Origin of the sequence: Sphingomonas sp. PP-CC-3A-396, from assembly GCF_004343105.1 — a bacterium.
In the GTDB taxonomy this organism is placed as follows: domain Bacteria; phylum Pseudomonadota; class Alphaproteobacteria; order Sphingomonadales; family Sphingomonadaceae; genus Sphingomonas.
Window position 1 is genome coordinate 189,489 of the sequence record NZ_SLYF01000007.1, and the last position, 19,234, is coordinate 208,722.

Here is a 19,234-nt window from a genome sequence, read left to right on the forward strand (position 1 = left end):
TTCAGGTTTGACGTCTTATACGGCGGGATACGGCCCGGAGAGACATCGCAGTCGGAAGCTCCCGATGTCTCTCCGGTTCGGAGCAATCGACGTCCTCAAGCTGCATCGATGCGCGTCCGACGCCATCCCCTTGCGCGCAGCCCCTGCGAAGCGCAGTCTGTTGATCCAAAGCAATAGGCTCAGGCTAATCAAGCCGGACTAACGAGGGTGGCGGCATGTTCTTCGTACGACAGGGGCCCTTGTGGTTTCGGCTGACCACGGGCGCCCTCGTTGCTTGGGGGCTCGTCGGCTGTTTCATGTGCCTGCAACAGGTGCGACTCGGCGCTGATGCGATGGGCAGGGCGAGTGCCTATGACCGGGCGCTCTACGCGGCGTTGCCGAACTGGTACGATCCGCTGTTCGCCGCCGCGGTACTGGCCGGGCTGATCGGCGCCGTGCTGTTGTTCATGCGCCGTGCCAGCGCCCGCCCGTTCCTGATCGCATCGCTCGGCGCTACGATCGTGCAGTTCGGCTGGCTATTCGCCTCGACCGATATCGTCGCGCAAAAGGGTGCCAGCGAGACGCTCGGTTTTCCCTTGGTGATTATCGGTATTGCCGCGTTCACGCTCTGGCTCGTCGGCCATGCCCGGCACAAGGGTTGGGCGGTTTGAACCGGGCAAGGCTGCGAAGACTGGGCGAGCCCAGGGTCGCACGCTAGAACGCGCGCATGTCCACGACCTACACCCTCGACACCGCGACGAGTCGCGCGAACCCGACGCCGGCCCCGCTCAAGCGCCTGACGATCCCCGCGATCCGCCGTCAGAAGGGCAAGACGCCGCTCGTCATGCTCACCGCCTACACGGTTCGCACGGCACAACTGCTTGATCCGCACTGCGACATGCTGCTGGTCGGCGACAGCCTGGGGCAGGTGATCTACGGCCTGCCGTCGACCGTGCCCGTCACGCTGGAGATGATGGCGGCGCACGGCGCAGCGGTGGTGCGCGGCAGCTATCACGCGGTCGTCGTGATCGACATGCCGTTCGGCAGCTATGAGGCGTCGCCCGAAAAGGCGTTCGAGAGCGCAGCGTGGTTGCTCAAACAGACCGGCGCGGCGGCGGTGAAGCTTGAGGGCGGCACCGCGATGGCGCCGACCGTCAAATTTCTCACCGAGCGTGGCATCCCCGTGGTCGGCCATGTCGGCCTCACCCCGCAGGCGGTCAACGTGCTCGGCGGCTACGGCGCGCGCGGTCGCACGCCCGAGGAAGCCGCCAAGATCGTCGCCGACGCGCAGAGCATCGCCGACGCGGGCGCGTTCTCGCTGGTGATCGAAGGCGTGGTCGAGCCGATAGCGATCGAGATTACCAACACCGTTGCCTGCCCGACGATCGGGATCGGCGCATCGGCGCAGTGCGACGGCCAGGTGCTGGTGACGGAGGATATGCTCGGCATGTTCGACCGTACCGCCAAGTTCGTGAAGCGCTTCGCCGATGTCGCCGATACGATCTCGACCGCCGCGCAGACCTATGCCGAGGACGTCCGCGGCCGCGTATTCCCAGGGCCCGAGCAGGTCTACGCCCCCAAGGATTGATCCGCTTCCGTTTCGGTCCCGGCGCGGCTAAGGTCCGCGCCGTCCATCCCCCAAATATTCCGGAGCTGTCCTTGGCCCTCCCGCCGAAAACCGATGAAGCATTTTTGCGCGAGGTCGACGAAGAACTCCGACGCGACCAACTCGCCGGATTCTGGACGACGTGGGGCAAATGGGTCGCGATCGGCGTCGTCGCCGCGCTCGCCGCGTTTGCTGGCTTCCTCTACTGGCAGCATCACAATGGCGAGGCTGCCGGCGTCGAGGGTGAGCAACTCCAGGCTGCGTACGATTCGCTCGGTGCGAACAACGCCGCCGCTGCGTCGAAGCCGCTCGCGGAACTCGCCAAGTCGAACCGCGATGGCTACCGCGCGCTCGCGCTGTTCACGCAGGCCGACGTGCTGCTCCAGAAGGACGACCTGAAGGGCGCCGCCGCCAAGCTCGGCACGATCGCCGCGGACACGTCGCTGGCCAAGCCTTTCCGCGATCTGGCTCTCGTTCGCCAGACCTCGGCCGAGTTCGATACGTTGAAGCCGCAGGTCGTCGTCGAGCGTCTCCGTCCGCTCGCCGTCCCCGGTGGTCCGTGGCTGGGCAGTGCCGGCGAGATGGTCGCGATCGCGTATCTCCGCATGAACCAGCGCCAGCAGGCAGGCACGCTGTTCGGCCAGATCGCGCGCGATACCGGCGTGCCCGAGACAATTCGTCAACGTGCGGTTCAGATGGCCGGCGTACTGGGCGTGGATGCTGTTGCCACTGGAGCTACGGCCAGGGTGATCACTCCGGCTGCATCAAACGAGGATACCAAGGCGCAATGATGAAGACATATCGGGTGACGGTCGCCGTCGCCGCGCTGGTGGCGCTCAGCGGTTGCGGGATCTTCAAGGGTAGCGTCAAGAAGACGCCGACGCTCGGCGACCGCGTCTCGATCCTCGTCTCGGAAAACGAGGTCGAGACCGACAAGACGATCGCCGACGTCCAGGTCCTGCTGCCCGCGCCCGCGGTCAACGACGCCTGGGCGCAGCCCGGCGGCAACCCCGCCAAGTCGATGGGCCAGCTTGCGCTCGCCGATCAGCCCAAGCGCCTCTGGCAGTCCGGAATCGACGGCGGCTCGAACCGCGAGCGTCTCGGCGCGGCGCCGGTCGTCGCCGACGGCAAGCTGTTCGTGACCGACGTCACCGCGACGATCCACGCGTTCACCGCCGATACCGGCGCGGCACTGTGGAGCGCGGGGATCACCGAGGGCAAGATCAACCGCTCGGCACGGTTCGGCGGCGGCGTCAGCTATGACGACGGCAAGCTCTACGCGACCGACGGCGTCGGTGACGTCGTTGCTATGAACGCGGCCGATGGCGCGATCCTGTGGCGCGCCAAGCCCGGCGCGCCGCTGCGTGGTTCGCCGACCGTCGCCAATGGCGCGGTGTACGTCCTGACGCAGGACAACCAGGTCTTCTCGCTCAACCAGGCCGACGGCAAGGTTCAGTGGGTCCAGTCGGGCACGCTCGAAACACAGGGCGTGTTCGGCGTCGCAGCCCCCGCGGTCAGCCAGGGCACCGTGGTCGCCGGCTTCTCGAGCGGCGAGCTCAGCGCCTATCGCTACGAGAATGGTCGTATCCTCTGGCAGGATGCACTCTCGCGCACCTCGGTCACCACCTCGGTGTCGAGCCTGTCGGACATCGACGCCGCACCGGTGATCGACGGCGGCCGCGTCTATGCGGTCGGGCAGGGTGGCCGCATGGTCGCGCTCGAACTGTCGACCGGCCAGCGTCTGTGGGAGCAGAACTTCGCGGGCATCTCTACGCCGTGGATCGCAGGCGAGTGGCTGTTCGTTGTCACCGACGATGCGCGCCTGGTCTGCCTGTCGCGCTCGAACGGCAAGGCGCGCTGGATCGCGCAGCTGAAGCGCTTCCAGAACGAGAAGAAGCGCAGCAACGCGATCACGTGGTTCGGCCCGATCCTGGCAGGCAACCGTCTGGTCCTCACCAACTCGCGCGGCGAGATCAATTTCGTCTCGCCGACCGATGGCACGGTAAGCTCGACGATCGAGACGAAAACGCCGTTCTCGCTGCCGCCGATCGTTGCGAACTCGACGCTCTACACGCTCGACCAGAAGGGCAAGGTCACCGCGTATAGGTGACGCCGAGTCCCTCTCCCCGGCGGGGAGAGGGACTAGGTGACCTTTGCCGCGACACGCGCTAAGGCCACCCTCATGTCCAAACTCCCCGTGGTCGCGATCGTCGGCCGCCCAAATGTCGGCAAGTCGACTCTGTTCAACCGCCTCGTCGGCAAGAAGCTCGCGCTGGTCGACGACCGGCCCGGCGTTACGCGTGATCGCCGCGAAGGCGACGCGTCTCTGATCGGTCTCGAATTCCGCATCATCGACACCGCCGGCTACGAAGACCACGACGCGCAGACTCTGCCCGGCCGGATGCGCCAGCAGACCGAGGCCGCCGTCGCGCAGGCTGACGTAGCGCTGTTCCTGTTCGACGCCCGCGCTGGGATCGTGCCCTTGGACGAAGAGATCGCGCGCTGGCTGCGCACTGCCGATGTTCCCGTCCTCCTCGTCGCCAACAAGGCCGAAGGCCGCGCCGGCGAAGACGGCATCCTCGAATCGCTCGCACTCGGCTTCGGCGACCCCGTCCAGCTGTCGGCCGAGCACGGCGAAGGCATGGGCGACCTGTTCGAAGGCCTGCTCCCGCTGCTCGAAGGCAAGGAAGAGCCGCCCGAGGAACAGCCCGACAATGAATATGAGGGCCCGCTGAAGCTCGCGATCGTCGGCCGCCCGAACGCAGGCAAGTCGACGCTCGTTAACCGTATCCTTGGCGAAGACCGCATGATCACCGGCCCCGAAGCCGGCATTACGCGCGATTCGATCAGCGTCGACTACGACTGGCATCCGACCGGTGGCGAAGCACGCAAAGTGCGGCTGATCGACACCGCCGGCATGCGCAAACGTGCCAAGGTGCAGGACAAGCTCGAGAAGATGTCGGTCGAGGACGCGCTCCACGCGGTCGACTTCGCCGAGGTCGTCGTGCTGCTGCTCGACGCGACGCTCGGCCTCGAGGCGCAGGATCTCCGCATCGCCGACAAGGTGCTGCAGGAGGGCCGCGCACTCGTCATCGCGCTCAACAAATGGGACGTTGCCGAGAGCGCATCATCGCTGTTCAACGGCGTGAAGCGCGCGCTCGAAGACGGCCTGAGTCAGGTGAAGGGTGTCACCGTGATGACCGTGTCGGGCGCGACCGGCAAGGGCATCGACCAGTTGCTGCAAGCCTGTTTCGACACCCGCGACGCCTGGTCGAAGCGCGTCGGCACCGGCGAGCTCAACCGCTGGTTCGAGCGCGCGATCGAGGCGACCCCGCCGCCGGCGCCCGGCGGCAAGCGGATCAAGATGCGCTACGTCACGCAGGTCAAGACGCGTCCACCCAGCTTCGTCATCTTCGGCACGCGCGTCGATCAGCTACCCGCGAGCTACGAACGCTATCTGGTCAATTCGATGCGCAAGGATCTTGGCTTCGGCGCGGTGCCCGTCCGATTGATGTTCCGTGCGCCTAAGAATCCGTATGACGACAACGGCAAGGGCGGCGGCGGCAACTAGGCTGCGCGATGTCCGGCGTGGTCTGTATCGATGCCAGGGGCATGCGCTGTCCCTGGCCGGCGCTGCGGCTCGCCCGCGCGTTGCGTGATGGTGCGCGGCGGGTCGAGGTCTTGGCGGACGATCCGCAAGCACCGACCGAACTCGCCGCCGTCGCCGACGCGGCCGGCGCGACGGTAAAGATCATTTTGGACGAATTTTACCGGACCTTTGTCGTAACTTGTCGGTAGTATGACAACAGTGTGTTTACCTGAAACGGGTAAGATGCGATTTAAATCTTGATGGCGCTACTGCTCAACGGGAGAAGGCGACAGTGTCGTTCGAAGGAAGCACCTTGATCAACTGGCCGGCGTATTCGCAAGCCCGAAGTGAACTGGGTGCGGGATTTGTCCGTATCCTGGGCTATTTCCGCGAGGATGGCGTGAAGTCGGTTGCGGCGATCGAGGCGGCGATGCGCGCGCTGAATGCCGCGGCGATGGTGATCCCGGCGCACACGCTCAAGGGCGAAGCGCGACAGTTCGGCGCCGAGCCGCTGGCGGATCTCGCCGAGGCGATCGAGACGATCGCGCGCGATTGCGTGGAGCTGCAGGATACGCCTGAGGAGGCGCTGGAGCATATTGTTCGCCTGCGCCCGCTGTTTGGCGAAACGCTGACGTTGCTGGAGCGCGAAGCCAACCCGATCGTCGCGCGCAAGCCTGTCGTCGGTGGTGGGTTCGGTCGTCGCGCGATCCCGACCGGGTTCGGCGGAGACTAAAAGAAATCAATCCTCCTCCGCCAGGGGGAGGTGGCTGGCGCTTGCCAGACGGAGGGGGAGGCAGGCGAAACCGCTGCTCCGTGTCCTCCCCCTCCGTCGCCTAAGGCGCCACCTCCCCCTGGCGGGGGAGGATGAAGTCCTGCAGGCGATACCGGATCACCGGCATCGACCGCAGCTCACGCCTTCAGATAAGGCGCCGCGCCCGCCTTGGGCGAGTCATGCTCCGAGATCGAGTTCAGCTGGATGTAGTTGTGGATCCCCATCCGCGCGATCATCTCGAACTGGCGCTCAAGCGTGTCGACATGCTCTTCCTCGCTGGCGAGGATGCGCGCGAACAGGTCGCGGCTGATGTAATCCTTGACCTCTTCGCAGTACGAGATCGCACCCTTGAGCTGGACGGTAGCCTCGACTTCGAGCGCGAGATCCGACTTCAGGACCTCCTCGACGGTCTCGCCGATGCGGAGGCGGCCGAGCAGCTGGAAGTTCGGCAGGCCATCGAGAAACAGGATGCGCTCCGACAGCCAGTCGGCGTGCTTCATCTCGTCGATCGATTCCATCCGCTCATACTGGGCGAGCTTGTAGACTCCCCAATGCTCGAGCATCCGGTAATGGAGCCAATATTGGTTGACCGCGGTCAGCTCGTTCTTGAGCGCCTCGTTCAGATAGTCGATTACTTGGGGGTCGCCGCGCATGGCCATATCTCCGTCACCTCTGAAGGACATGTAGCGCTGGCCGTACCGTAACCGCAACCCAAGAAATGGCGGATTTCTGCGGTTTCTTAGCTGTTGCGACGCTTATGCAGCAGCGCGTTCCTCGTCGATAATCGCTCGCGCGATCGAGGTGCACTGGCCACATTTGGGTTTCCGACCCATCGAACGGAACGCCTGGCAGGGCGTCGTGCATCCGCCGCGTGCGCAGTTGCGGACATCGGATTCTCGTATGGCATTGCAAACGCAGACGACCATGAATGCTCCCTCGCTCTGCGACCCGAGTATAGCTATTGCGAAACGGTCGCAAGCTAAATTGCGTCGCGTTCGCAACAAGCATCATCGGCTCGTCGCGAAAGCAGACCCGCGCATCGGCTGCCACGCAAAACGGGCGAGGCTGCGCCAGAGCCATTCGAGTGGACCATAGCGGAAGCGATCAAGCCAAGGCTTCGACCAGAGGAGCATCAGCAGCCAGATCGGCACGACCACCAGATAGAGCTGCGCGCGGGAAAGGTCGCCATACAGGCCCAGTCCGTAGCCGTAGAACAGCGTCGTGCAGATCAGCGTCGTGCCGAGATAGTTGGAGAACGCCATCCGACCGGCTGCCGAGATGCGCGTGGTCAGCCATCCGCTCGGCCGCGCGAGCAGGATGATCGCGGCCGCATAGCCCATGATCGTCGGCGGCCTGAGCGGGGTTGCGAGCGCCAGCCACGAGAGCCCGACATAGCGTGCGTCGAAGCCGTGAGCGACGTCGAACGCAGCGATCGCCGTATAGCCAAGCCAGCCCATTCCGATCCCGGCGACAGCGATCACGGTATAGTGGCGTCGCGACCATAGGCCGGTCAGGAACCCCGATCGCAGTCCGGCCATGCCGAACAGCATGAACCCGAGCGTCTCCGGGCCATTGACCATGAGCGATGTGATCGGCCCGACCGCGTGCGCCCAGCGCCACGCGAGTAGATCGCGCCATCCGCCGCGCCCGATCGCAAGCTCGCGCGTAACCGACGCGGCCGAGGGCTGGCCGAATTGCTCGGCCAAAGATTGCCAGTTCGCGATCACCCGCGCGGTTGCTCCCGGTCTGTGCGCGGAGGCATGGAGGTCGAACGTATAGGCGACCAATGTCGTCAGCTCGACCATCTGAAACGCGATGCAGGCCAGCCCGACGGCGATCAGCCACCGCACCGGCAACCGTGCAAACATGAACGCGATCGCGCCGACGAGCGCATAATGTGCGAGGATATCGCCCCACCACAGCAGGTAGAGATGCGCGATGCCGAACACGAACAGCCACGCCATTCGCGTGAAATGTACCGTGACCGGGTCGTCGCCATTCCCCTCCGCGCGGTCGAGCACCAGCAGCATCGACGCGCCGAACAGGAACGAGAACAGCCCGCGCATCTTGCCGTCGATGACGATGAAGGTGGTGACCCAGGCGAAGAGGTCGGGCGTGCTCGGCCGGCCCATCGAGGCGGGGGTCATGTAGGCGAATTCGGGGAAGCCGAATGCGGCGATGTTGGCGGCGAGGATGCCCATGACGGCGAAGCCGCGAATGAGGTCGAGCGTGGCGATCCTGGTGGGGGCGGGGGTCATGCGGGAAAAGTGAAGTGTAGGAAGTATAGATGCTCGCACAGCATTTCTCGGAGTGTTTCGCAGGCGCGTCTTGGCGGCTGGGATGCGGCGTAGTGGCGCCTTGACGTGGCGGAGGCGCGGCGGATCAAGTGGGCAGTGTCGCCCTCTTTCGACGCTTCGCGGGTACATGGCATTCGCAGACGCACGAGGTTCGTGCGGGAGGGGAGGACTGCTTCGATCATCAGTCCGACGCTGGCACATTGGGGTGACGTAGGACAGCCCGTGCGACGGGCGGATGCTAGCGTCGCTGTACTGGGCCTATCGTGACAGGATAACCCTGGCGATACGTACACGCCGGTAATTGTTCGTCGCCGTCTAACCCGCATTCGTATCCGAACCGGTACTCGTATCCGTATCCGTATCCGTATTCGGGACTCTGACCCAGCTCTGGCCCGCACCAACCGTCACCCCAGCGAAAGCTGGGGTATCCCCGTTGGCGCGTGCTACGACCCGAAATGGGGAAATTCCAGCTTTCGCTGGGATGACGGGGCGGGGGGCAGGAATGGGTGACGGAGCTCGGGTGGGGAGCGACTTGGGTTTAGTGACGAGCGACGGATGTCGGGTGAAGGCTATCGTGACGGCCTGGGATAACGCGGGCAGAGAACGGACCGGCAGCAACAATACTTACCGAGGTTTAGCGCGCCATCGACAGCAGGCAGAAGCGCGATCGGACGACACCTCTGGACAACACCTCTCACTGCCTTGTTCTCCCGCGAAGGCGGAAGCCCAGACTGGGTCCCCGCCTTCGCGGGGACACATGCTATGGTTCGAGGCTGTTTCCTTGACCCAAAAGCCGACCACCCCGGCGGAGGCCGGGGCCCAATCGGGGGACGGTGGTGGCTGGGGGCGGCGCTTCGTTACCGCTGCCTTCCCAATTGGGCCCCGGCCTCCGCCGGGGTGGTAACTTTGCGGTGGGATGGGGCGCTCTCTCAATTACCCACCGCGGCAATGGTTCACGCCAGCGCCGCATCAACCCCCATCAGCTTCGGGAAGAACCCCTCGTGCGCCGTCCGCAACGCATCCAGCGCGATGACGTCGTCACGGTCGGGGCGTTCGAAGATCAGGCGCTTGCCGCCGGTGCGCCCTAGCGGCTCGGCCTCGACGTCGGCCGCATGCGCCGCACCGAGGAAGTCGAGCAGCGAATGGTCCTCGACCGTCACGATGTAGACGCCCTGGTCCTCGGCAAAGAACGAGCGCGCGCAGTCGAACGGCTGCTTGCGGTCGATCATCGCGCCGATCCCGCCCGCCAGCGCCATCTCGGCAAGCGTCACCGCGATGCCGCCGTCGGACACGTCATGGACCGCGGTAAGCTGGCCCAGCGCGATCGCCTCGCGGATCAGATCGCCGACGCGGCGCTCTGCAGCGAGATCGACCGGCGGCGGCGGACCGGCATCGAGCTGTTCGCGGCCATGGCACTCGCGCAGCCAGAGCGACTGGCCGAGATGCCCCCCACGCGTGCCGACCGCGAGGATGATGTCGCCCGAGCCCTTGAACGCGATCGTCGCATTCTTCTGCCAGTCGGCGAGCAACCCAATCGCGCCGATCGCCGGAGTCGGCAGGATAGCCGAGCCGCCGCCGGTCGCCTTCGACTCATTGTAGAGCGAGACGTTGCCCGACACGATCGGGAAGTCGAGCGCGATGCACGCGTCGCTCATGCCTTCGAGGCAGCCGACGATTTGCCCCATGATCTCGGGGCGCTGCGGGTTGGCGAAGTTGAGGCAGTTGGTGACGGCCAGCGGCAGCGCGCCGACCGCGGTCAGGTTGCGCCACGCTTCGGCGACCGCCTGCTTGCCGCCCTCGACGGGATCGGCGAAGCAATAGCGTGGCGTGCAGTCGGTGGTCATCGCCAGCGCCTTCTGCGTGCCGTGGACGCGGACGACCGCGGCGTCGCCACCGGGGCGCTGGACGGTGTCGGCACCGACCATGTGATCGTATTGCTCCCAGATCCAGCGGCGCGAGGCGACGTCCGGCGAGCCCATCAGCGTGAGCAGGTCGGCGGCGATGTCGTTGCTGTGCGGCGCGTTTTCGAGCGGCGCGGGCTTTGGCGTCGGCACGTGCGGTCGGTCGTACAACGGCGCCTCGTCGGCGAGCGGCCCGAGCGGGATGTCACAGACCGTCTCGCCCTTGAACGTCAGCACCATCCGGCCGGTGTCGGTGACGCGGCCGATCACCGCGAAATCGAGCTCCCATTTTTTGAAGATCGCCTCGGCCTCGGCTTCGCGGCCGGGCTTGAGGACCATGAGCATGCGCTCCTGCGATTCCGAGAGCATCATTTCGTACGGCGTCATGCCGGTCTCGCGCTGCGGCACGTCGTCCATCGTCAGCTCGATGCCGACGCCGCCCTTCGACGCCATTTCCACGGCCGAAGATGTAAGGCCCGCGGCGCCCATGTCTTGGATCGCGACGATGACATCGGTCGCCATGAGTTCGAGGCAGGCTTCGATCAGCAGCTTCTCGGTGAACGGATCGCCGACCTGCACGGTCGGGCGCTTGGCGTCCGAATCCTCGCCGAAATCGGCCGAGGCCATCGTCGCGCCGTGGATGCCGTCGCGGCCGGTCTTGCTGCCGACATAGACGATCGGATTGCCGATTCCGCTCGCGGCCGAATAGAAGATCTTGTCCTGGTCGGCGATCCCGACGGTCATCGCATTGACCAGGATGTTGCCGTCATACGCGCTGTGGAAATTGACCTCGCCGCCGACGGTCGGGACGCCGACGCAATTCCCGTAGCCGCCGATGCCGTGGACCACGCCCGAGATCAGGTGGCGCATCTTGGGATGATCGGGCCGGCCGAAGCGCAGTGCGTTGAGGTTGGCGATCGGTCGCGCGCCCATCGTGAAGACGTCGCGCAGGATGCCCCCGACGCCGGTCGCAGCACCCTGGTACGGCTCGATATAGGACGGGTGGTTGTGGCTCTCCATCTTGAAGATCGCCGCCTGGTTGTCGCCGATATCGACGACGCCGGCGTTCTCGCCCGGGCCGCAGATGACGCGCGGACCCTTGGTGGGCAGCTTCATCAGGTGGATCTTGCTGGATTTGTAGCTGCAATGCTCGGACCACATGACCGAGAAGATGCCGAGCTCGACCATGTTCGGCTCGCGGCCGATGGCGCGCAGGACGCGCTCATATTCTTCGGGGGACAGGCCGTGGTCGGCGACGATCTGCGGTGTGATCTCGGTCATGGGGCGCAGATAGCGGCGCGGACGGTCCGCGTCACCCTTTGTACGTCAGATTCGTATGGCGGTGTCGCGCATGACGGTGTCGGACGGACGCCGGCGGTTTCGGCCGGTTCGATTCGGACCCAATCCCGCTGGACTCGACAGTCTTCGTATGTGGAACTCCAATAGCGGATCAGCATAGATCCTCAGAAGGAAATATTCATGACCGAGGCAGTCGGATATTATATAGTAAAGCTGGACGTTAAGCATGGCGGGTTTGCCGGTGCGCCAACGCTTCATCTCGATCTGGGTGTGAATGCCGTGACCGGGCAAGTCTCCGGCTCGGCGCAGATCAAGCAGGCATTACCGCCACCCTATGGAACGACGATAATCCCGTATGTTACCGGTGCGATCCTTCACACCGGGTTCGGGCAGGACACCCTGCTCGTGCACCTGACCGGGCAGTATATCGTGTCGGTACCGCCACCAGCGATCGGCTCTTATCTTGCGCACTTCAGCGTGGCGCTGGCAGTGGCCAAGGACTGGAACGGCAAGGGATCGTTCGAATATAACGGTCACGTCATCACCGACTGCACGGTGAAGAACGTCTCCACCGGCTGATCCTATACGTAAGGCGGCTGCGTGTACCCCTTCGGGCTCAGCGTGAAGATCTCGCAGCCGTCTTCCGTGATGCCGATCGAATGCTCGAACTGCGCCGACAGCGAGCGATCGCGCGTGACTGCCGTCCAGCCATCGTCGAGCAGCTTCACGTCGGGGCGACCGATGTTGATCATCGGCTCGATCGTGAAGATCATGCCGGGGCGAAGCTCGGGGCCGGTGCCGGGCTTGCCGACATGGACGACTTCGGGGGCGTCGTGGAACAGCCGGCCGACGCCGTGGCCGCAGAAATCGCGCACCACGCCGTAGCGGTGCTTCTCGGCGTGACGCTGGATCGCGTTGGCGACGTCGCCCATGCGGTTGCCGGGCTTGGCATGCTCGATGCCGATCATCAGGCATTCGTAGGTGACTTCGACGAGGCGGCGCGCCTTGATGGGCACGTCGCCGATCAGGTACATCCGGCTCGTGTCGCCGTGCCAGCCGTCGAGCAAAGGCGTGACGTCGACGTTGACGATATCGCCCGATTTCAGCGTCTTCTCGCTCGGGATGCCGTGGCAGACGACATGGTTGATCGAGATGCAGACGCTGTGCGTATAGCCGCGATAGCCGAGCGTCGCGGGCACGCCGCCGCCTGCAATAATGAAGTCGTAGATCAACCGGTCTATCTCGGCGGTCGTCACGCCCGGCACCATGTGCGGCACGATCATGTCGAGCGTCTCGGCGGCGAGCCTGCCCGCCTTCATCATGCCTTCGAAGGCGGCGGGGCCATGGAGCTTGATGGCGCCGGTGCGCGCGTCGGGCTGGTCCGAGGTGACGGTTACATATTCGGTCATGTCGCGCGATATAGCGTGGCGGGCGCGCTTTTGCGAGGCTATGCGAGGGGCATGGTAGAGGAACGCATCTGGACGGCCGCGCTGACGATCATTGGTGACGAGATCCTGTCGGGCCGCACGCAGGACAAGAACGTCGCGCAGATCGCGGCCTGGCTCAACGTGCAGGGCATCCGCCTCGTTGAAGTGCGCGTGGTAGCCGACAAGACCGAGGCGATCGTCGAGGCGGTCAACATCTTGCGCGCCCGCAACGATTACCTGTTCACGACCGGCGGGATCGGGCCGACTCACGACGACATCACCGTGGACGCGATCGCCGAGGCGCTGGGCGTCGCGGTCGAGCATCATCCGCGCGCGATGGCGGTGCTGGAGGAATATTACGCGACGCGCGGCGGGCTGACCGAAGCGCGCGCGAGGATGGCGCGGGTGCCGGTCGGCGCGGACCTGATCGACAACAAGGTGTCGGGCGCGCCGGGGATCAAGATCGGCAACATCTTCATCATGGCGGGCGTGCCGCACATTACGGCTGGGATGCTCGACGCACTGACGGGGACGCTGGAGGGCGGGCGCCCGGTGGTGTCGAAGACGATCGGTTGCTGGGTGGCCGAGAGCGAGGTCGCTGACATCCTGCGCGATGCCGAGAAGACTCACGAAGGCGTCGCGATCGGGAGCTACCCCTTCTTCCGCGACGGCAAGACCGGCGCGAACTTCGTCGTGCGGAGTTCGGACGAGGCGCTGGTTGACCGCTGCCTCGCCGACCTGACGCGCGATCTCGAAGCGACCGGGCGGGTGGTTACTGCACAGGGGATTTAAGGCGATTGGTGACCCTCCCCCGCCAGGGGGCGGTGGCGCGTAGCGACTGAGGGGGAGGGGGCGACGACCTCTGTTGTGTGCCTCCTCCGTCCGGCAAGTACCAGATATCTCCGCGGGGGGAGGATCAGGAGTTCACGCCCCCCACTCCGGGCCTTCGGGGTCGGGATAGAACGCGTCCGGATCGACGGGCGCGGCGCGGCTACGCGACCGGGCCGCCAATTCTCCTTCCACAAGATCCGGTAGCGTCGGCGCACCGCCGCCGAAGCGGATGCGGACATAGCCCATGCTGCCGACCAGCGCCTGGAATACGACGACATGCTCCTCCTGCTGGATGCGGCGCCCGATCAGCGGCGCGCGTTCGGCGGAGAGATAGCCCATCTGGATACCGCGCAGGCTGAACACCGCGACCGCGTTGGCGTCGTGCGGGTTCTTCGGTTCGCAGCGCAACTCGACCGGCTCGCCGGGGGCGCAGAGCAGCAACTCCATCCGCCGGTTGCTCTTGCTGCGATCCGTGTTGGGGAAGTCGATACCGACCACGCCGAGCGTCAGTTCGTCCATCCCGCGAATCTCCCAACCTCGATGCATGACGCCTTGGCGCGCCCAGCCTGGATGTACAGCGCGGTATCGTAAATCGTCAGGCGGCGATGAACCGCAGACAAAAAAATAGCGGCCCGAAGACCGCTATTTCCTTCAACGAAGTCGTTAGACTTAGTTGCTGTCCGAGTTGTCGTCGTTGTCTGCAACGATGACGATCCCGGCTACGACTGCTGCCGCTGCCAGGATTGCGACGATAACGCCGCCGCCTGCCAGCTCGTTCTTGTCAGCCGAAACCGAACCCGAACGAACCGACTTCGAAACCGACAGGCTTGCCGGTGCTGCCATGGCCGGAGCAACTGCCATCGTGGCTGCTGCTGCGGTCAGGATGTACTTCCCAAGACGCATGATGAACTCCCTTTGTGCTCGTCGCCCCGCAATTGGCACGAAACCAACCCCAAGGCAACCGCGGTAACTGGCACGAAACCGAAGTGTTCCGCACTGTTGCGGCAGTGCAACATGCATCTGCCTTCCGGGGTGCATAGCCGTTGCCGAAGGCCGGAGAAAGGGGCGTATCGCCCTCGTTACCGTAAATTCCCGCCAAAACGGCAGGCGCTTCGCCAGAATCTAGGACGTCGCATCGGGGGCACGCGACCCCGTCGTCTGCACCTGCCACGTTTCGCCGCCCTCCAAACCCAGTGCGGTCAGCTTGCCGGACGCGTACGCGCCTGTATCGACCCCGATCCGATGGTTCCGATAGTCGACCTCGTCCGTCATCGTATGACCATGAACGATGATCTTCTCGAGCTTGTTTCGGTGATCGAGAAACGGATCGCGGATCCATCGGAGATCGGAAGACCGTTGCCGATCCAGCGGCGCGTCGGGGCGCACGCCAGCGTGCACGAACGCGTAGTCGCCGATCACGATCATGTCCTCGAACGCGCTCATGAAGTCGCGATGCGCCGGGGGGACCAGGTCGCCGAGGCGCTGGACGAGCTCTTCATAATCCAGCCGTTCATATTCGGCGGCGTCCATGCCGTAGCTCAATATGGTCTCGCGTCCGCCGATCCGGCAAAACAGGCGCAGCGCCTTGGGTTCGCCGTCGAGCGCACCGAGAAAGATTTCCTCGTGATTTCCGAGCAGAAACCGCACCGTCCCGCGGGTTTCGGCCAAGCCGCGCAAGCGCTCAATCACGGCCGCGGACGCCGGACCACGATCGACGATGTCACCGAGGAAGATCAGCGTTGTATCGGCGGGCCCGCGTTGCGCCTCGTCCGTATCGATCAGCGCAATCAGTTCGTCGAGCAGATCGACGCAGCCATGAATGTCGCCAACGGCATAGATCCGCTGCCCTTCGGGCACAAAGGATGTGGGGGCTTTTGCGGCGGTACGTGACTTGAAAAGCTTGGAAATCATGATGCCGACAATGTGTGGAGGACGGTATCGAACGGCAATACCGAGGAAAGCGCCGCGCATACGGGGTAACGCGTCGGGTCGCAACACACGCACGCCGACCCGTTGGCCATCATAGGGTGGAGGCATGACGTGTCGGGCGAACGCGGCTATTGCCCGATCATGACCCTCATCACCCGGCTGATGCCGCTTCTCCTGCTGACCGCGGCGGCGCCTGCCAAGGAGCCCCCTCTCGCACCTGCATTTTTTGATGCGTTGCGGGTTGCGGATCTCCGCCTGGCGACGATCGCCTATCGCCTGACGACGGCCAATGCGCCGCTTTGCGACAGGCTACAGCCACAGATCGGCATGCCGATTCATGCGCTTAGCCAATATGCCCCGGCGGCACGCGCGACCGCGACGGCGGTCTTTGGATTCGAATCGCTGATCGGCGTCGAGGCGGTGGTGGCGGGTGCGCCGGCGGATCGTGCAGGTATCGCCGCGAACGATTCGCTGGTCGCGATCGGCGAGACTGCGCTGCCCGGACTACCGGCCGCGAACGCGCCGGAGAATGCCGCGGCTCGGGATCGCGCCGAGGCGGCGATCACTGAGGCTCCGCTGCGGCAGCCCCTGCGCCTGACCGTGCTGCGCGAGGGGCAGCGTCGCGCGATCGCGGTGACTCCGGTCGTAGGCTGTCGATCGCGCTTCGAGATTCTGCTCGGCAGCGGTCTCGATGCCAGCGCAGACGGTTCGGTGGTCCAGATCGGCGAGCGCTTCTTCGAAGGCTATACCGATGCCGAGATCGCGGTCGTCGTCTCGCACGAACTCGCGCACAACATCCTGCGCCACCGCAGTCGGCTCGACGCCGCGAAGATCAATCGCGGATTGCTGGCAGAGCTTGGTCGCAATGGCCGCCTGATCCGCGAAACCGAGGATCAGGCCGACTTGCTCGGAATTTATCTGCTTGCCAATGCCGGGTTCGACCCGATGTCCGCGCCGAAATTCTGGCGGGACAAGGGGAGCGCGGTCGATGGCGGACTTTTCCGCAGCCGTACGCATGCCTCGTCCAAGGCGCGCGCCAACGCGCTCGAAGCCGTCGCGCAGGCGATCGCGGCCAACCCGGTCCGGCCGATCATCCCGCCGGTCGTCGCGACGCGGGACGTGCCGTTGCGCTGACGATCGATCGCGGCTGGTCGGGCCAGATCCCGCGCGTGTCGAGCACCGCCTTGTCGGCGCGCTCCTCGAGCGGAATCGATTTGAAGACGTCGTGATCGACCAGCACGACCATGATCGGGCAGGTTTCGATCGCGGTATCGACGTCGATCAAGGTCGCACCGGTACCGGCAAGCGCTGCGGGCAGGGTCCTGGCATAGGGCTCGACGATCCGGACGCGGTCGCCAAAGGCGTCCGCGACGGCTTGCGCGACTTTCAGCGCAGGGCTTTCTCGGAAATCGTCGATGTTCGCTTTGAAGGCGAGGCCGAGGCACGCCACCGGCGCGCCGGGCATAGATTCTACCAATGCCGCCACCTGCGCGATGACGTGGTCGGTCTTGCCATCGTTTACCTCGCGTGCGGTCCGGATCAGCGGGGTCTGGTCGGGGGCGGCGTGGACGAGGAACCAGGGATCGACCGCGATGCAATGCCCGCCGACGCCCGGCCCCGGCTGAAGGATGTTCACGCGCGGATGGCGATTGGCGAGACGGATCACCTCCCACACATCGACCCCCATCGTGTCGGCGATCAGTGACAATTCGTTGGCGAAGGCGATGTTGACGTCGCGAAACGCATTCTCCGTCAACTTCGTCATTTCGGCCGCCCGTGCGGTGGTGGTGACGCACGCGCCACGGACGAAGCGCCGGTAGAAGGTGAGAGCTTTGCGCGCGCAGCGAGGCGTAATCCCGCCGATGACGCGATCATTGTCGATCAATTCGACCAGGATGCGGCCGGGCAGGACCCGCTCGGGGCAATAGGCAATCGCGATGTCGGCCTGTTCGCCGGCGCGGCCGGGAACGCGGATGTCGGGACGCAACGTCGCCAGCAGATCGCGGACCTGTTCGGTGGTGCCGACCGGCGAGGTCGATTCGAGGATGATCGTGTCACCCGGTTTCAGCACGCCGGCGATCGTCGTCGCGGCATTCAGGACATAGCCGATGTCGGGTGCATGATCGTCGTCGAACGGCGTTGGTACTGCGATGACGAACACGTCCGCGGGTTCGATCGTCGTCGAGGCGCGCAGCGTTCCCCGCGCAACGACGCCGGAGACGAGTCCATCGAGATCGACCTCCTCGATGTGCACGCGCCCCGAGTTGATCGTCTCGACCACCGATTCGGTTACGTCGACGCCGAGTACGCGCGCGCCGGTGCGCGCGATCACCGCAGCAGTCGGGAGCCCGATATAGCCCAGGCCCATGACGACGACGGTGAGTTCAGTCTCGGTCAGCATGCGTGTCCTGTCCCTTTGCGATCTCGGATGCGTCTCCGGGAACGATCCCGGGCGCGATGAAGTTCGTGACGATGGCGGCGATACGCGCGGCGGCGTGGCCGTCGCCGAACGGGTTGTGCGCCCGCGCCATCGTCGCATACGCGGCCTTATCGTCGAGCAGCGTGAAGATTTCGGCAACGATTCGCGTCTCGTCGGTTCCGATCAGACGTGCCGTGCCGGCGGCGACGCCTTCGGGCCGTTCGGTCGTCTCGCGCATCACCAGCACCGGTTTGCCCAGCGCGGGCGCCTCTTCCTGTACGCCGCCCGAATCGGTCAGCACGATGTCGGCCATGCCGAGCGCCCGGACGAAATGCGGGTAATCGAGCGGCTCGATCCGGGCGACGTTCGCGCGATCGCCGAGAATTTCGTCCATCACCGAAACGACGTTGGGGTTGGGGTGGACCGGGAAGAGAACGGCGACGTCGTCGCGTTCCGCGATCCGTCCGATCGCGCGGGCGATCGCCGCCATCCCGTCACCGAAATTCTCGCGGCGGTGCGTCGTCACCAGGACGATCCGCTTTCCCACAAAGCGTGCGGCAATCGCGTCCAGCCCGGCGGCGAGCGATGGGTCGGCGGCGACCTTGGCGCTGGTCCAGTGCAGCGCGTCGATCACGGTGTTGCCGGTGACGTGGATCGTGTCGGGCGCGATCGTCTCGCGGCGCAACGCCTCGGCCGACGTCTCGGTCGGTGCGAGATGCAGCGCGGCGATCGGTGCGACGATCCGGCGGTTCACTTCCTCTGGCCAGGGGTGGTAGATATCGCCTGAGCGCAAGCCGGCCTCGACATGCGCGACCGGGACCTTGCGGTAATAGGCGGCAAGCGCACCGGTCATCGCGGTGGCCGTGTCGCCCTGGACGATGACGAGGTCGGGTCGTTCAGCGTCCATCACCTCGCCGATCCCCGTCAGCAGCCGCGCGGTCAGGCGATCGAGCGACTGGCCGGGCTCCATCAGATCGAGGTCGATATCGGGCGCGAGATCGGCGATCGCCAACACCTGATCAAGCAACCCGCGATGCTGCGCCGTGACGCAGGTGCGCACCGACAGGCTCTGGTCTTCAGCCAAGGCACGGATAACCGGGAAGAGTTTGATCGCTTCGGGACGCGTGCCGAATATGACGAGAATTTTGGACATGGAACCTTCGTAGCGCATCGCGTTTAATGACG

At 65.1% G+C, this 19,234-nt stretch carries 20 protein-coding genes; 10 read left to right on the forward strand and 10 right to left on the reverse strand.

All coding sequences use genetic code 11. The features are described 5' to 3' along the window. The first annotated feature begins 215 nt into the window (after positions 1-215). The 7 genes from C8J40_RS14925 (at position 216) to C8J40_RS14955 (ending at position 5,907) form a co-directional block, all read left to right on the forward strand. Positions 216-650, forward strand: coding sequence for a hypothetical protein (locus tag C8J40_RS14925; protein WP_132897687.1), 435 nt, complete (start codon positions 216-218; stop codon positions 648-650). Positions 651-706: 56 nt separating this feature from the next. Further along, on the forward strand, positions 707-1,567 hold the full coding sequence (gene panB, locus C8J40_RS14930; protein ID WP_132739115.1) for a 3-methyl-2-oxobutanoate hydroxymethyltransferase: 861 nt from the start codon (positions 707-709) through the stop codon (positions 1,565-1,567). A 71-nt stretch (positions 1,568-1,638) separates the two neighbouring features. Beyond that, positions 1,639-2,376 (forward strand): tetratricopeptide repeat protein, encoded by a 738-nt coding sequence (locus tag C8J40_RS14935; protein ID WP_132897688.1) that lies wholly within the window; start codon positions 1,639-1,641, stop codon positions 2,374-2,376. Beyond that, on the forward strand, positions 2,373-3,695 hold the full coding sequence (locus tag C8J40_RS14940) for a PQQ-binding-like beta-propeller repeat protein (protein WP_132739109.1): 1,323 nt from the start codon (positions 2,373-2,375) through the stop codon (positions 3,693-3,695). Before C8J40_RS14935 ends, C8J40_RS14940 begins: the two co-directional genes overlap by 4 nt. 72 nt (positions 3,696-3,767) lie before the next feature. After that, positions 3,768-5,156: a ribosome biogenesis GTPase Der gene (der, locus tag C8J40_RS14945; protein WP_132897689.1), complete on the forward strand. Its 1,389-nt coding sequence runs from the start codon at positions 3,768-3,770 to the stop codon at positions 5,154-5,156. Positions 5,157-5,164: 8 nt separating this feature from the next. Beyond that, entirely contained in the window at positions 5,165-5,383 is a 219-nt protein-coding gene (locus C8J40_RS14950) for a sulfurtransferase TusA family protein (RefSeq protein WP_132897690.1), read from the forward strand. Positions 5,384-5,487: 104 nt separating this feature from the next. Next, a complete protein-coding gene (locus tag C8J40_RS14955; protein WP_243643343.1) occupies positions 5,488-5,907 on the forward strand; it encodes an Hpt domain-containing protein in 420 nt (139 codons plus the stop codon). A 176-nt stretch (positions 5,908-6,083) separates the two neighbouring features. On the opposite strand, the gene bfr is transcribed toward C8J40_RS14955, so the two are convergent. The 4 genes from bfr to purL all read right to left on the reverse strand — a co-directional run bounded on the left by bfr (position 6,084) and on the right by purL (position 11,425). Continuing rightward, a complete protein-coding gene (bfr, locus tag C8J40_RS14960; RefSeq protein ID WP_132897691.1) occupies positions 6,084-6,599 on the reverse strand; it encodes a bacterioferritin in 516 nt (171 codons plus the stop codon). Between the two features lie 102 nt (positions 6,600-6,701). Beyond that, positions 6,702-6,872, reverse strand: coding sequence for a (2Fe-2S)-binding protein (locus C8J40_RS20785; protein WP_082441433.1), 171 nt, complete (start codon positions 6,870-6,872; stop codon positions 6,702-6,704). 81 nt (positions 6,873-6,953) lie between these two features. After that, entirely contained in the window at positions 6,954-8,204 is a 1,251-nt protein-coding gene (locus C8J40_RS14970) for a DUF418 domain-containing protein (RefSeq protein WP_165911468.1), read from the reverse strand. A 992-nt stretch (positions 8,205-9,196) separates the two neighbouring features. Beyond that, positions 9,197-11,425: a phosphoribosylformylglycinamidine synthase subunit PurL gene (purL, locus tag C8J40_RS14975; protein ID WP_132897693.1), complete on the reverse strand. Its 2,229-nt coding sequence runs from the start codon at positions 11,423-11,425 to the stop codon at positions 9,197-9,199. A 198-nt stretch (positions 11,426-11,623) separates the two neighbouring features. On the opposite strand from purL, the gene C8J40_RS14980 reads away from it, so the two are divergent. Beyond that, complete coding sequence (locus C8J40_RS14980; protein WP_132897694.1) at positions 11,624-12,022, forward strand: DUF1842 domain-containing protein; 399 nt, start codon at positions 11,624-11,626, stop codon at positions 12,020-12,022. A 2-nt stretch (positions 12,023-12,024) separates the two neighbouring features. Here the strand turns inward: C8J40_RS14980 and map are convergent, their stop codons facing one another. Beyond that, the gene (map, locus tag C8J40_RS14985; RefSeq protein WP_132897695.1) at positions 12,025-12,852 is read right to left on the reverse strand and encodes a type I methionyl aminopeptidase; all 828 of its coding nucleotides are present in this window, start codon (positions 12,850-12,852) and stop codon (positions 12,025-12,027) included. Positions 12,853-12,903: 51 nt separating this feature from the next. Between map and C8J40_RS14990 the strand changes: the two genes are divergently transcribed. Beyond that, positions 12,904-13,662 carry a molybdopterin-binding protein gene (locus tag C8J40_RS14990; RefSeq protein ID WP_132897696.1) on the forward strand — a complete coding sequence of 253 codons (759 nt, stop codon included), beginning with the start codon at positions 12,904-12,906 and terminating at the stop codon, positions 13,660-13,662. Between the two features lie 132 nt (positions 13,663-13,794). Here C8J40_RS14990 and C8J40_RS14995 read toward each other — a convergent pair whose 3' ends face one another. From C8J40_RS14995 to C8J40_RS15005, 3 genes are all read right to left on the reverse strand, one after another. Further along, a complete protein-coding gene (locus C8J40_RS14995; protein ID WP_132897697.1) occupies positions 13,795-14,220 on the reverse strand; it encodes an HIRAN domain-containing protein in 426 nt (141 codons plus the stop codon). 150 nt (positions 14,221-14,370) lie between these two features. Further along, entirely contained in the window at positions 14,371-14,604 is a 234-nt protein-coding gene (locus C8J40_RS15000) for a hypothetical protein (protein ID WP_207901243.1), read from the reverse strand. A gap of 219 nt (positions 14,605-14,823) precedes the next feature. Next, complete coding sequence (locus C8J40_RS15005) at positions 14,824-15,672, reverse strand: metallophosphoesterase family protein (protein WP_347342871.1); 849 nt, start codon at positions 15,670-15,672, stop codon at positions 14,824-14,826. 99 nt (positions 15,673-15,771) lie between these two features. Between C8J40_RS15005 and C8J40_RS15010 the strand changes: the two genes are divergently transcribed. Further along, on the forward strand, positions 15,772-16,764 hold the full coding sequence (locus C8J40_RS15010) for a M48 family metallopeptidase (protein ID WP_165911469.1): 993 nt from the start codon (positions 15,772-15,774) through the stop codon (positions 16,762-16,764). Here the strand turns inward: C8J40_RS15010 and wecC are convergent. Both wecC and wecB read right to left on the reverse strand, forming a co-directional pair. Then, entirely contained in the window at positions 16,721-18,031 is a 1,311-nt protein-coding gene (wecC, locus tag C8J40_RS15015) for a UDP-N-acetyl-D-mannosamine dehydrogenase (protein WP_132897699.1), read from the reverse strand. The genes C8J40_RS15010 and wecC overlap by 44 nt on opposite strands. After that, complete coding sequence (wecB, locus tag C8J40_RS15020) at positions 18,015-19,202, reverse strand: UDP-N-acetylglucosamine 2-epimerase (non-hydrolyzing) (RefSeq protein WP_207901244.1); 1,188 nt, start codon at positions 19,200-19,202, stop codon at positions 18,015-18,017. Before wecB ends, wecC begins: the two co-directional genes overlap by 17 nt. Between the last annotated feature and the right edge of the window lie 32 nt (positions 19,203-19,234).